Annotated in this window: 10 protein-coding genes; 5 read left to right on the top strand and 5 right to left on the bottom strand. The window is 65.9% G+C overall.

Translation table 11 applies throughout. The features are described from left to right. The first annotated feature begins 115 nt into the window (after positions 1-115). Positions 116-553 (top strand): hypothetical protein, encoded by a 438-nt coding sequence (locus tag V5F63_RS25425; protein WP_394103179.1) that lies wholly within the window; start codon positions 116-118, stop codon positions 551-553. 177 nt (positions 554-730) lie between these two features. On the opposite strand, the gene V5F63_RS25430 is transcribed toward V5F63_RS25425, so the two are convergent. From V5F63_RS25430 to V5F63_RS25450, 5 genes are all read right to left on the bottom strand, one after another. Next, on the bottom strand, positions 731-1,021 hold the full coding sequence (locus V5F63_RS25430; RefSeq protein ID WP_011993101.1) for a type II toxin-antitoxin system RelE/ParE family toxin: 291 nt from the start codon (positions 1,019-1,021) through the stop codon (positions 731-733). After that, positions 1,008-1,307, bottom strand: a complete 300-nt coding sequence (locus V5F63_RS25435) for a type II toxin-antitoxin system RelB/DinJ family antitoxin (RefSeq protein ID WP_348842010.1) — start codon at positions 1,305-1,307, stop codon at positions 1,008-1,010. The genes V5F63_RS25430 and V5F63_RS25435 overlap by 14 nt, the downstream gene beginning before the upstream one ends. Before the next feature lie 143 nt (positions 1,308-1,450). Next, positions 1,451-3,358: a Ti-type conjugative transfer system protein TraG gene (gene traG, locus V5F63_RS25440; RefSeq protein WP_394103178.1), complete on the bottom strand. Its 1,908-nt coding sequence runs from the start codon at positions 3,356-3,358 to the stop codon at positions 1,451-1,453. Further along, the gene (locus V5F63_RS25445; protein WP_394103177.1) at positions 3,355-3,594 is read right to left on the bottom strand and encodes a conjugal transfer protein TraD; all 240 of its coding nucleotides are present in this window, start codon (positions 3,592-3,594) and stop codon (positions 3,355-3,357) included. The genes traG and V5F63_RS25445 overlap by 4 nt, the downstream gene beginning before the upstream one ends. 49 nt (positions 3,595-3,643) lie before the next feature. Then, positions 3,644-3,877 carry a TraC family protein gene (locus V5F63_RS25450; RefSeq protein ID WP_011993105.1) on the bottom strand — a complete coding sequence of 78 codons (234 nt, stop codon included), beginning with the start codon at positions 3,875-3,877 and terminating at the stop codon, positions 3,644-3,646. A 223-nt stretch (positions 3,878-4,100) separates the two neighbouring features. On the opposite strand from V5F63_RS25450, the gene traA reads away from it, so the two are divergent. The 4 genes from traA to V5F63_RS25470 all read left to right on the top strand — a co-directional run bounded on the left by traA (position 4,101) and on the right by V5F63_RS25470 (position 12,204). Further along, positions 4,101-8,702 carry a Ti-type conjugative transfer relaxase TraA gene (traA, locus tag V5F63_RS25455; RefSeq protein ID WP_394103176.1) on the top strand — a complete coding sequence of 1,534 codons (4,602 nt, stop codon included), beginning with the start codon at positions 4,101-4,103 and terminating at the stop codon, positions 8,700-8,702. A gap of 444 nt (positions 8,703-9,146) precedes the next feature. Continuing rightward, entirely contained in the window at positions 9,147-10,373 is a 1,227-nt protein-coding gene (locus V5F63_RS25460) for an IS256 family transposase (protein WP_394103232.1), read from the top strand. 434 nt (positions 10,374-10,807) lie between these two features. Next, positions 10,808-11,080 carry a hypothetical protein gene (locus V5F63_RS25465; RefSeq protein ID WP_394103221.1) on the top strand — a complete coding sequence of 91 codons (273 nt, stop codon included), beginning with the start codon at positions 10,808-10,810 and terminating at the stop codon, positions 11,078-11,080. Next, the gene (locus V5F63_RS25470) at positions 11,068-12,204 is read left to right on the top strand and encodes a CaiB/BaiF CoA transferase family protein (protein ID WP_394103222.1); all 1,137 of its coding nucleotides are present in this window, start codon (positions 11,068-11,070) and stop codon (positions 12,202-12,204) included. Before V5F63_RS25465 ends, V5F63_RS25470 begins: the two co-directional genes overlap by 13 nt. Positions 12,205-12,440: the final 236 nt, after the last annotated feature.

A 12,440-nucleotide genomic window follows, 5' to 3' on the forward strand; every position in this document is an offset into this window, starting at 1 on the left:
ATGCGCAACAGGGTGTTCTTTCACGGCGCGATCGACCCCTCGACAAGGCACGCCCGGTTGGCCATCCTGGACCTGTACACGAAATGTTCCACAGGGCTGAGCCGGTGCCGAAGGGATGGCGGGCTCCGATCCGGTGACCGGCGACGCGACGGCGATGACGACCAATCAGCTTCTATCTCCGAACAAGGCGGGCAGGGGTCTGGGCAGCGGATCGGCAACCTGCCGGTCGCTGCCGCTTCCGCTCGCGCTGCCCTTCAGCATCCTTGAGCACATCGGGCGCGGCACCTTCTATTGCGTGTGGTATCTCGCCTTCTATGTCCTGTGCATGTTTCGGCCGTTCACAGGGCTCATGATGCTGGCCTCGATCGTCATGGTCCCGGTTTCGATCGTGGTCTATGCCCATCCCGATGCCGCCCGTGGAACGCCGTTCTGGAGCTTCGGCCTGATGTCGATCGGCCTTGTTGCATGCGCGCTCGCCTATACGATCTTCCTCGACTGGTTCACGCCGCCCGGCACCGCGGACCCGTTCGAGCGATATCGGAAAGGCAGGTAGCCGCCCTCGGACACCTGTGCATGCGGCTACCGGCAGACCGCGGTGAGCGCCCGCGTCTTGGCGGGCGCGCCAGGAAGCCTCACCTCGTGTGCTCAGTAGCGCTGCGGCACGTAGAGTTCGGGGCCAGCGCAGGGCGCTTGTCGTTCGGGTCGAACCCGCGCTCCGGCACGTGATTTCCTAGTCCTCCCGCACTGGCGGCCACTGCTGGGCCGCATGCAGGACGCGCAAGATGGAAACGACGTGGATATCTTCAGCGTACACGACGATGTAGTTCGAACGCACGACCATTTCCCGTGTGCCATCGACACGGCCGAGACGATAGAGCTTCGGATGCTCAGGCAACTTTGACGCCTTTTCTTCTATGTCGTCCTTCAGCCGTTGGGCGGCATCGGGGTTGTCGTCGGAAATGAAATCGACAATCGCCAGCAGATCGGCGCGTGCGTCCTCGCGCCACTCAAGCCTTCGCACGGCGCTTCCTGTCGATCAGCGCCTGTGCCTCATCCATCACCTGCTGGTGCGGCACCGCCGGCCGGCTGTCGGCCAGGGCCTCGCGCACCTTGGCTCGAAACCATGCGTCATGGGCTTCCGGGTCCGCAGTCAGGCCCGCCGGCAACGCGCCCTCTTTTACGACGCGCGTGAGCAGAATCCGGACGGCGTCGGAAACCGTCAGGCCAACGCTGGCCAGCTTCTCGGTCGCGTCAGCCTTCAGCTTGTCGTCTATGCGGATGTGCAGCATAGAGGTTTGAGCGGCCATTCTCGATCCTCCTATATCGACGACATTATGTATCTCTTTTGAGAGACACTCAAGGCGGGGGTGACCAGGGCGGGCCCGCTATTGCCCCGCGTCGCCGGGGCGAAGAGCGTTGCCCCTGGGAAGCACAGTCCCGTGGGGGATGCTCACACCTTGACGAAGCGGTTGGCCTTGGCCTCCGCATTCATGTCCTTGCGCCGGAAATAGATCGCACGCCCGCAGCGGATCGGACTATGCCCCTGCACGATGATGATCTGCTCGTCCCTGCGCATCGACTGGGTGATCTCATGCGGCATGATGAGCGGCCGGCGCTGGAAGCTGACACTTTCCGAGCGACGGTTGCCATTGCTCGAGCTGCTCCAGCCCACATTGCGCGACCGGCCCTGAACCTCGACCGTCATCTCGCCGCACTGCGCCGAGACGTTGCGCGCCGTCTCCAGCGCCTTGATCGCGGCGTAGGAGGCGAAGGCGCAGCCATCGATCCACGACGTCGCGCCAGCTTTGCCGAAATGCTGCTCCAGCTGACCGACCGATTGGTACATCATCATCAGCGTGATGCCGTACTTGCGGCCGCGATCGCGGGCCTCTTCCAGGACCCGCATGTAGCCGAGCAGGTCCACCTCATCGAGCATGAAGAGGGCGCGGCGCGCGAAGGCGCCATCGGCCTGCACCATGGCGTTGATGAGCGAGCCGATAATGACCCGGCCGATGCCGGGATAGGACCTCAGGATCGACGCCGGGATATTGAGGAAGACGTCCTTCTTGCCGGAGACGATGTCGCGCGACCTGAAGGCATTGCCGCAGACGAGGGCGGCGTAATTGTCGAGCGAGAGCCACTGCGTGTCCTTCGAGGCGGTGGAAAAGACGCCGCTGAACGTCTGCTCGGTCATGTTCGTGAACACGCCGAGCGTCTCGCGGATGAACGTGGACTCGGAGTGCTCGTGAATATCGCGGAGCATGGCGAGCACGGATGGCTCCGGCTCGGACACGATCTGGCGCAGGCTGCGCAGATTGCGCCGGCCGGCATATTCGGGCGAGAGCATCACGTGCGCCAGAAGCCCGGTCAGAAAGTTGTGCGCCTGGTTCTGGAAATAGGCGCCGGTCGAGGATTCGAAGCGCAGGCTCTCAGAGAGCAGCATGTGCGCGATGCCGACGATGTCCTCTTCCTTCTGCCGCGATCCCTCGATGCCGTCGAGCACGTTGAAGCCGGCGACCGGATTGGTGGGATCGAGCACCATGACCTCCCGGCCGAGCGCGCGCATGCGATGCTCGCGCACCATCGGCGCGACCTCGGTCGAGGGATCGAGGCAGATCAGCGGACCGGAATAGCGCAGGGCCGTGGGGACAACATTGCTCGTCGTCTTGAAGCCGCCGGAGCCGGCGAAAAACAGCATATGGGTGGAATCGAAATCCTGCTTGTAGGTCAGAAGCGGAGCATGTCCGCCCTGGCCCCAGGTGGACCGGTCCATGGGATCGAACGGCAGCTCGTGAACGATCTCCCGATCGACGCGATAGCGCTCGCCGATCACGATCTCCCCGTCCGCCGGGAACAGCCTCCCGGCCGCCGACAGGGACAACCAGTCCGCATCGCCGAAAGCCGCCCGCTTCGCGCGCTTGACCGGATCGGGAACCACAACGGAGATGTGGGCCGCCACGGCCACGATCAGAAATCCAACGATGGCACCGACGACGGCGAAAGCATCGAGGTACGACAGCGCCCGGTCCCATGGGATGGTTCCGCTCTCGACGAACGGTCCGAGGCGGCCATATTCGCGCAAGGCGTAGAAGCCGGCCACGCCGAGAAAGCACAGGAGCGTCACCATGGCGATCGGCCGGCGCTGGTGCAGCGGCAGCGCCCAGGCGGTCAGGAGCCCGGCGAGGGGACCCAGCAGAAGGGCAGGCAGCGGCGCCCCGCGCAGAAACCAATAGGCGATCTTGCTGGACATGCCCACGGCGAGATTCTGCCATCGCCAACCGCTGACGAAGACCGTCATGGCCGTGACGGCGATCGGCACGAGAACAAGGAGCAGCGTCGGGTTCAGACGCCCCTTCATGGTTCTTCTCCATGTTCCGGATCGGGCTCTGGCATGTCGTCGGCAGGGCGTTGCCTGAAGGCGTCTTGTCCAATCGCCTTCAGCCGCTCGTGCTCGTCGGAGCCGGGCGCGATGCGGCGCGCCTCGATCAGCGCGCCGAGCAGAAAGGCCCGATCAGCCTCCCCCAGTCCGGCGCGCACGACCAGTCCGCCCAGCAGGAATGTCTGGCGCGCGTCGCGTCTGCGTGCGTCGGTCATCATGGCTCTCCGCCGTCGCTCGAAACGGACGATCTCCTGATCGATCCGCCTAAGGAGCCGATGAACCGGCGGTCCCTTTGGCCTTGGCCCCTTTGCGAAATCGCGCGGCGATCTCCTCGCAGATGGCGTCGAGTTCCTCGTCCGGGATCTCCAGCTCCACCAGGCCGGCCTTGGCGGCGGCCCGCGCGAAGCGCTCACCCGCTTTAACGACCAGAAATTTGCGACGTTCACGCAGCTTCTCGATCTGGGCGTCGATCTCGGAAAGTGACGACTTTACGCGCATAAAATGGCCTCGTCCCACGCTGGAAAAGCTCGAAGACGGTCGATTATATCGTCTCGTATAAGTGAGTTAAATAGGCTAATTTGTCAGTGAGCCGAAAGGCTCTCTGACGGCCGGCGCCCTTTGGGGCCGTCCGTTCGAAGCGGCATCGGCCCTGCGGTCCGATCTGTTTGAGGGCGCAATATACGTCGCGGGCGCGACGTGCTTGGAGGGAGTGGCGGCGGCAATGGCCATCATGTTCGTCAGGGCGCAGGTGATCAGCCGGGGGGCGGGACGCAGCATCGTCTCGGCCGCTGCCTATCGCCATCGCGCCCGGATGATGGACGAACAGGTCGGCACATCCTTCAGCTATCGGGGCGGAGCGTCCGAACTGGTGCACGAAGAGCTGGCGCTGCCGGACGACATCCCGGCCTGGCTCGAGGTAGCGATTGCCGGAAAATCGGTGGCCGGGGCCAGCGAGGTGCTGTGGAATGCGGTCGACGTGTTCGAGAAGCGGGCAGACGCGCAGCTCGCCCGTGAGTTGATCATCGCGCTGCCGGAGGAACTCAGCCGGGCCGAGAACATCGCGCTGATGCGCGAGTTCGTGCTGGACAACTTCACATCGAAGGGCATGGTCGCCGACTGGGTCTATCACGACAAGGACGGCAACCCGCACGTCCATCTGATGACGATGCTGCGGCCGCTCGCGGCGGACGGCTTCGGTGCGAAGAAGGTCCCGGTGCTCGGGGAAGACGGACAGCCGCTCCGGGTGGTCACGCCCGATCGGCCCAATGGCAAGATTGTCTACAAGCTGTGGGCCGGCGACAAGGAAACGATGAAAGCGTGGAAGATCGCCTGGGCGGAAACCGCCAACCGGCATCTGGCGCTCGCCGGCCATGAGGTCCGCCTCGACGGACGCTCCTATGCCGAGCAGGGCCGCGACGGGATTGCCCAGAAGCATCTGGGGCCGGAAAAGGCGGCGCTCGCCCGCAAGGGCGTCGAGATGTACTTCGCGCCGGCCGACCTCGCCCGGCGGCAGGAGATGGCCGATCGCCTTGCCGCCGATCCGGGCCTGCTCCTCCAGCAGCTCAGCAACGAACGGTCCACCTTTGATGAGCGCGATATGGCCCGCGCGCTCCATCGCTACGTCGATGATCCTGAGGATTTCGCCACGATCCGGGCCCGGCTGATGGCCTCGCCCGAGCTCGTCACGCTGCGCCCGCAGAAGCTCGATCCCGAGACGGGGAAGGCGGCGGAGCCAGCGATCTTCACGACGCGCGAGATGCTACGTGTCGAGCACGGCATGGCGCGCTCCGCGCTCAACCTGACTCGGCGCGAGGGCTTCGGTGTCGCCGCGGCGATGAAGAGCGTCGGGAGCGGGGCGCCCGACAGGTCGTTCAAGCTCGACGCGGAACAGGTCGATGCCGTCCGTCACGTCACGTCGGACTCGGCGATCGCGGCCGTCGTCGGTCTCGCCGGTACCGGCAAGTCGACGCTGCTCGCCGCCGCACGCATCGCCTGGGAAAGCGACGGGCGCCGGGTTCTCGGCGCGGCGCTCGCCGGCAAGGCGGCAGAGGGCCTGGAGGACAGTTCCGGCATCACATCGCGCACGCTCGCGTCATGGGAACTGGCCTGGGCTGGCGAGCATGAACGCCTCGGGCGGGGCGACGTACTCGTCATCGACGAGGCCGGGATGGTGTCCTCGCAGCAGATGGCGCGGGTGCTGAAGATCGCCGAGGAGGCGCGGGCGAAGGTCGTTCTGGTGGGCGACGCCATGCAGCTCCAGCCGATCCAGGCCGGGGCCGCATTCCGGGCCATCGTGCAGCGGATCGGCTTTGCCGAGCTTGCCGGCGTCCGTCGCCAGCGGGAGGAATGGGCGCGCAATGCGTCCCGGCTGTTTGCGCGCGCCGAGGTCGAGACCGCCCTCGACGCCTATGCGCAGCATGGCCATATCATTGAGGCCGCGACACACGAGGCCGCCATCGGCCGGATCGTCACCGACTGGACCGAGGCCCGGCGCACGCTCGCCGGCAAGACATCGGCCGAGGGCGATCCCCAACCCCTGCGTGGGGACGAACTGCTCGTCCTCGCCCATACCAATGAGGACGTGAGGCGCCTCAACGATGCGCTGCGCAAGGTGCTGACCGACGACGGCGCGCTATCGGCGAGCCGCTCGTTCGCGACCGAACGGGGGACGCGCGAGTTCGCCGTTGGCGATCGCATCATCTTGCTCGAGAATGCGCGGTTCGTGGAGCCGCGGGCCAAGCACCTCGGGCCGCAGCACGTCAAGAACGGCATGCTCGGCACGGTGACGTCGAGCACCGACAAAAGCGGCCGGACACTCCTTGCGGTCCGCCTCGACAACGGGCGCGAGGTGGTCTTCGGCGAGGACACCTATCGCAATGTCGACCACGGCTATGCCGCGACCATCCACAAGGCCCAGGGCGCGACCGTGGACCGCACCTTCGTGCTCGCCACGGGCATGATGGACCAGCATCTGACCTATGTGGCGATGAGCCGTCACCGCGATCGGGCTGACCTCTATGCGGCCCAGGAGGACTTCGAGCCCCGTGCCGAATGGGGCCGGGTGGCGCGGGTCGATCACGCCGCCGGCGTCACGGGCGAGCTCGTCGAGACCGGTCGGGCGAAATTCCGTGAGGACGACGGTGTCGCTCCGAGCCCCTATGCCGATGTCCGGACCGAGGATGGAGCGACACAGCGGCAGTGGGGCGTCAGCCTGCCCGCCGCGCTCGAGAAGGGTGGCGTGAGCGTGGGAGACACCATCACCTTGCGCAAGGACGGCGTCGAGACCATCACCGTGAGGATCCCGGTGACGGACGAGGAGACGGGTGAGAGGCGTCTTGAGGAGCGCCAGGTCGCGCGCAACGTCTGGACCGCGAAGCAGGTCGAAACCGCAGATGACCGCACAGAGCGCCTCGAACAGGAAAGCCATCGCCCGGGCCTCTTCAAGCAGCTGGTCGAGCGCCTGTCGCGATCGGGGGCAAAGACCACCACGCTCGACTATGAAAGCGAGCCCTCATACCAGGCGCACGCCCGTGACTTCGCGCGGCTGCGCGGTATCGACCAGTTCGCCGAGGCCGCGGCCGGGATGGAGGAGGGGACGGCGCAGTGGCTGGCGTGGCTGGCCGAGAAGCGGAGCGATCTGGGCAAGCTGTGGGAGCGGGCAAGCGTCGCGCTCGGCTTTGCGATCGCCCGCGAGCGCAGCGTCGTCTACAGCGACCAGCCTGTCGACAGGCCGGCCTGGGAGCCCGCCGATGCGGGCCGCTACCTGCTGGCGCCGGTGTCGCGCTTTGCGCGATCGGTGGAAGAAGGCGCGCGCCTGGCGCAGATCGCCTCGCCGGCGGTGAAGGAGCGGGAAGCGGCGCTGCGGCGGGTGCTGGAGCGGATCTATCGCGATCCCGAAGCGGCGATGACGAAGCTCCACGATCTGGCCTCCGCGTCGAAGACCGGTTCGCGGGCGCTCGGCGACGTCCTGGCGCGGAGCCCGGAGCAGCTCGGCCTCCTGCGCGGCAGCGCTGCCCTTGTCGACGGCGGTGCCGCGCGCCGTGAACGCGCCACGGCGCAGAAGGCTGTCACGGAGGAGCTGGTGCCGCTCGCCCGCGCCCATGCCGTGGCGTTCAAGAGGAGCGCGGCTTCGTTCGAGATCCGGGAGGAGCGGCGGCGCGCCTCAATGACGCTGTCGGTGCCCGCCCTCTCGGAAAGGGCGATGGCGCGGCTCGGCGAGATCGAGGCCGTGCGCGCGCACGGAGGGGCGGATGCCTACAAGACGGCCTTTGCCCTCGCCTTGGAGGATCGTGCGGTCGTGCAGGAGATCAAGGCCGCCAGCGAAGCATTGACCGCGCGCTTTGGTTGGAGCGCCTTCACCGAGAAAACCGACACCGTCGCGGAGCGCAATATGGCTGATCGCCTGCCGGAGGACATGGACCCGCAGAAGCGGGCGGAGCTGAAGACCCTGCTTGAGTCGGTGCGCAGGTTCGCCGGCGCCCAACACCAGGCGGAGCGGCAGGATCGCTCGCGCATCGTCGCGCCGGCGCCCTATCAGTCCGACGCCGGGAACACCCTTCCGCCCATGCTTCCGGCGGTGACGGAATTCCGGCAGCCGGTGGAGGACGAGGCGCGGCAGCGGGCGCTGGACACTTCCCACTATCGGCAGCAGCGGGCCGCGCTTGGGGCGATCGCATCGCGCATCTGGCGTGACCCGGCGGCCGCGGTCGGGAAGATCGAGGACCTCATCGTCAAAGGCTTCGCGGCGGAGCGCATCGCGGCCGCCATGTCCAATGCGCCCGATGCCTATGGCGCTGTGCGAGGCTCGGGCCGGATGATGGATCGGCTGCTCGCCACCGGCCGTGAGCGCAAGGAGGCCCTTGCCGCGCTCCCCGCCGCGGCGGCGGAACTGCGTGCGCTCGGCTCAGCCTACGCCGGTGCCACGGAGGCCCAGCGACAAGCCATCGCCGAGGAGCGGCGGCTGATGGCGCTCGCCATCCCCGGTCTCTCCCGGCCGGCGCAGGACGCTTTGGAGAGGCTCACCGCCGAGGCGAACAAGAACGCCCGCGGGCTGAATGCCATGGTCAGCGCGCTTGATCCGAATATCCGGAAGGAGTTTTCCGCCGTGAGTAGGGCGCTTGATGCGCGCTTCGGGCGCAATGCAATCGTGCGCGGCGAGAAGGATGTGGCCAACCGCGTGCCGTCGGCGCAGCGGGAGGCCTTCGAGGCGATGCGTGCCTCGCTGCGTGTGCTGCAGCAATCTGTCCGGATCGATGCCGGCGAGAAGATCCTCTCTGAGCGGCGGATGCGGACGATCAACCAAGCCCGAGGGCTCACCGGGTAGAGAAGGAGAAGGCTATGGACGCAGAGACCTCTCACGAGGCGATCGGCCGTAGCGAGATCTCGATCAAGATCCTCAACCCACGATGCCAGCCATGAGGCGGCGGTGCGGGCCGTCGCAGCCAATCCGCGTGTCAGCTGGCAGGGCAGGCACAGTGAAAATGCGCGTATGCTGCGAAGCTGCGTGCTTCTTCGCCGTGGCGGTTTTCGCCTGCGTGTTTGAGGAAGGCGAACCGGAACCAACTGCCCACCCGGTGCCGGTCCTTTGTCTGCCCCGCCCTCACATCCCAAAGCTCGAACATCGTTCACCCCAGCCGCTCAGGATGGTTCTCAGTGCCGCCGAGTTGATGGTCGTGTCTCGGAAGTGGTGGAAATTTGAAGGCGGCGTAATCTCCGGGTGACTTGCAACCACCCAACCGGCGGCTGGAACCGCCAGGGAGATCACGCCATGAACCAGATTACTGACACTTTGAGCTTTGCGCTACTGGCCGGGGAGGCCGGGTTTGACCCGATCGAGGAGCGGCTGCGGGTCAACGTCCGTGCGACCATCGAAGCCGTGTTCGAAGAGGAACTCGCCAGCTTTCTCGGCCGCCTTCGGTACGACCGGGGCGATGGTCCCGCGAAAGGCTATCGCCACGGGCACCGAGAGCGTCAGATCACCGGCACGTTCGGCACCGAGACGGTGCGGGTGCCGCGCGCCCGGATCGAGGGCGACACTGGCAAGGTCACGGAATGGCGGTCGAAGGCGCTGCCCCGTTATCAGCGGCTGACGAAGAAGGCCGAGGCGCTGATCGCGGCGGTCTATCTTGCTGGCACCAACACCCGGCGCGTCAAGCGGGCGCTGTTTGGGCTGTTCGAGGGGGCCGTCAGCAAGGACGTGGTCAGCCGCGCTTGGCGCAAGGTGAAGGTGGACTGGGACGCCTGGTGTGCCCGCAGTCTGGCCGATGAGGACATCGTCCGCCTGATCCTCGACGGCACCGTGATCAAGACCCGGCTGGACCGCAAGGCCACGAACATCTCGGTGTTGGCCGCAATCGGCGTGCGCCGGGATGGGCAGAAGGTGCTGTTATCCATCAGAAACATGGGCGGGGAGAGCACGGCCGCCTGGCGGCAGTTCCTCGACGATCTGGACGCACGCGGCCTGAAGCGGCCCGAATTCGTGATCGTCGACGGTGCCCCGGGGCTGGAGGCCGCGCTGGTGGCGCTCTGGGGCGACGGCCTGCCCATCCAGCGCTGCACGGTTCACAAGCACCGCAACCTCCTGGCCCACGCCCCGAAGCACATGCAGGATGAGCTGACCGAGGATTATCGCGACATGATCTACGCCGAGACCGCGGCCGAGATCGAGAAGAAGCGCAAGGCCTTCCTGCGCAAGTGGCGCCTGAAGTGCCGGGCGGTGGCCGACAGCCTTGAAGAAGCCGGGGCGCGGCTCTTCACCTTCACCCGCCTCGATCCATCGCAATGGAAGTCCGCCCGGACCACAAACGCCATCGAGCGCCTGAACGAGGAATTCCGCCGCCGCATCAAGACCCAAACCGTCCTGCCCTGTGCCGAGACCGTGCCGATGCTACTCTGGGCGCTGCTCGCCTCCGGCCAGATCCAGATGCGAAAGGTTGATGGCTGGGAAACTCTCTCTCAGCCCATCGAACCGATGCCCCTTGACCTCGCCGCCTGAAAAACCGAGCATCCACATGCCCGGAGCGCGCCGCCAGGGAATTTCCACAGCATTCGCGACACGACCGAGTTGATGAATATGGGCATAGTTAAGGTAGGGGTGCGAAATAGCTTTAGTAGGTCCCACGTTCTCCGACGTGAGCCCCCATGGCAGGCTCGGCGAGGTCCTCAGTGGGTATCACGAAGTCCGGCGGGGGCTCCCCCAGTCCCGGTCGTTGAAAAAGTTCGGCGCACGATGATCAGGGCGTTCGTTAGGCCGGTGGACGACACGCGCAGCGCGCCTTCGATCATGTCGATGGCGCGAAGGGGCGCGCGTGTCGAACACGCCGGTAACGGGAAGAGTGCGCAGATTTCTGCAACAGGCTCTGTGATTTTTCGCTTGATATGTGGGCAGGCTCCCTGACAGCTCCGCCCCGACCGGGATAGGCTTCCTGCATGGGAAAAGATGAAAGCCAAATCTGCGGCCCCGACCCGCGCGCCAACCTGGAAGCCAAGCGCGGCACCAGCGGTTTTGACTTTGCCGTGCTCTCCCTAACCGCCATCCAGCGGAGCCGCGACCAGGCCAGGAACAAGGCGGCAGCTCGGAGCGCCGTGCTCGCGGCCCTGCCGAGTGTTCAGCGCAAGCGCGAGGTGGCCCGTGAGGTCATCGAAACTGGTGACGCCACGTCTGAAGCCAGAAACATCGGGAGATATCAATGGGTCCGCTGAACGGTCTGAAGGTGCTCGAATTCCCCGCTGTCGGCCCGGTGCCGTTCTGCGCGATGTTGCTCGCCGATCTCGGAGCGACGGTGCTGCGGATCGACCGGGAGGAGGTTTCCAGCCTCGGCATCGAGCGTCCGCAGCGCTTCCAGATCTCGCAGCGAGGCCGTAAGGTTCTTGCATTGGATCTCAAGAGGCCGGCGTCCGTGGAACTGGCGAAGGCCCTCATCGGCGAAAGCGACGTGCTGATCGAGGGATTCCGCCCAGGGGTGATGGAACGTCTCGGCCTCGGTCCCGACGTGGGCCTCGCCCTCAACCCGGGGCTCGTCTACGGTCGCATGACCGGTTGGGGACAGACTGGGCCGAAGGCGCCCCTAGCCGGCCACGACATCAACTACATCGCACTCACGGGCGCGCTTGATGCGATCGGACGGCGGGATCAGCCGCCAACGCCTCCGCTGAACTTGGTCGGCGATTTCGGCGGCGGTTCACTATATCTCGCGCTTGGCGTTCTGAGCGCCCTGTGGGAACGGCAGTCGTCGGGCCGCGGACAAGTGGTCGACGCGGCGATCATCGATGGCACGCTTTCCTTGCTCGCCGGACACATCGGCATGGTAGCTGCCGGGCTGGCGAAGGGCCCCCGAGGGACGAACGTGCTCGACAGCGGCAGTCCGTTCTACGACGTCTACGCCTGCGCTGATGGCCGCTGGCTCGCTGTCGGCGCGATCGAGGATAAGTTCTTCGTCCAACTCGTCTCGAAGGCTGGGCTTGATCCGGAAAAGTCGCTGAGGCAGAAGCGTTCGGACTGGCCATCGCTCCGCGCCGGCCTTGAGGCCGCCTTCGCGGCGAAGAGCTCCGACGAGTGGCGCGCCATTTACGAAGGAAGTGACTGCTGTGCGACCGTCGTGAACTCCGTGGAGGAAGCTTTCGCCGACCCGCACCTCGATTTTCGAAACGCCTTCATCGAGCTCGACGGCGTCAAGCAGCCCGCCCCTGCTCCGCGCTTCAGCCGGAGCGTGCCCGAGACCCCTCGCGCTCCCGGTGCATCGAATACGGCCAAGGATGCGCTGACCGGATGGCTGGCATCAGACGCGATCCGGTCTCATGAAAAAGCGGGAGCGTGGCGAAGCTGACGGGCCCAGGACGGCAATAACAACTCCCTGCATTGTCCTTGTCACGCACACTGAGGCGTTTGGCATGATTGTACGCCACTCTTTTTGTGTGATTATGGGATGGCCCGCCCCACTCGGCAGCGGTCGGTTACGATCGCCTTGGGAAATGAGGAAGGGAGCGGACCAATGTCAATCGTGGTGCTCGGAATTGGTCTCGGCACGGAGCCCGTTGCAGAATAGGCCGGGATTGGCGGCAT

It is taken from the genome of Xanthobacter wiegelii (genome assembly GCF_043193855.2).
Classification (GTDB): domain Bacteria; phylum Pseudomonadota; class Alphaproteobacteria; order Rhizobiales; family Xanthobacteraceae; genus Xanthobacter; species Xanthobacter flavus_A.

Excerpts from the sequence above, each read along its gene's own strand:
- V5F63_RS25425 (WP_394103179.1), top strand. The coding sequence starts at position 116 with ATGGCGGGCTCCGATCCGGTGACCGGCGACGCGACGGCGATGACGACC.
- V5F63_RS25435 (WP_348842010.1), bottom strand. The coding sequence starts at position 1,307 with ATGGCCGCTCAAACCTCTATGCTGCACATCCGCATAGACGACAAGCTG.
- traG (WP_394103178.1), bottom strand. The coding sequence starts at position 3,358 with ATGAAGGGGCGTCTGAACCCGACGCTGCTCCTTGTTCTCGTGCCGATC.
- V5F63_RS25445 (WP_394103177.1), bottom strand. The coding sequence starts at position 3,594 with ATGACCGACGCACGCAGACGCGACGCGCGCCAGACATTCCTGCTGGGC.
- V5F63_RS25450 (WP_011993105.1), bottom strand. The coding sequence starts at position 3,877 with ATGCGCGTAAAGTCGTCACTTTCCGAGATCGACGCCCAGATCGAGAAG.
- traA (WP_394103176.1), top strand. The coding sequence starts at position 4,101 with ATGGCCATCATGTTCGTCAGGGCGCAGGTGATCAGCCGGGGGGCGGGA.
- V5F63_RS25460 (WP_394103232.1), top strand. The coding sequence starts at position 9,147 with ATGAACCAGATTACTGACACTTTGAGCTTTGCGCTACTGGCCGGGGAG.
- V5F63_RS25465 (WP_394103221.1), top strand. The coding sequence starts at position 10,808 with ATGGGAAAAGATGAAAGCCAAATCTGCGGCCCCGACCCGCGCGCCAAC.
- V5F63_RS25470 (WP_394103222.1), top strand. The coding sequence starts at position 11,068 with ATGGGTCCGCTGAACGGTCTGAAGGTGCTCGAATTCCCCGCTGTCGGC.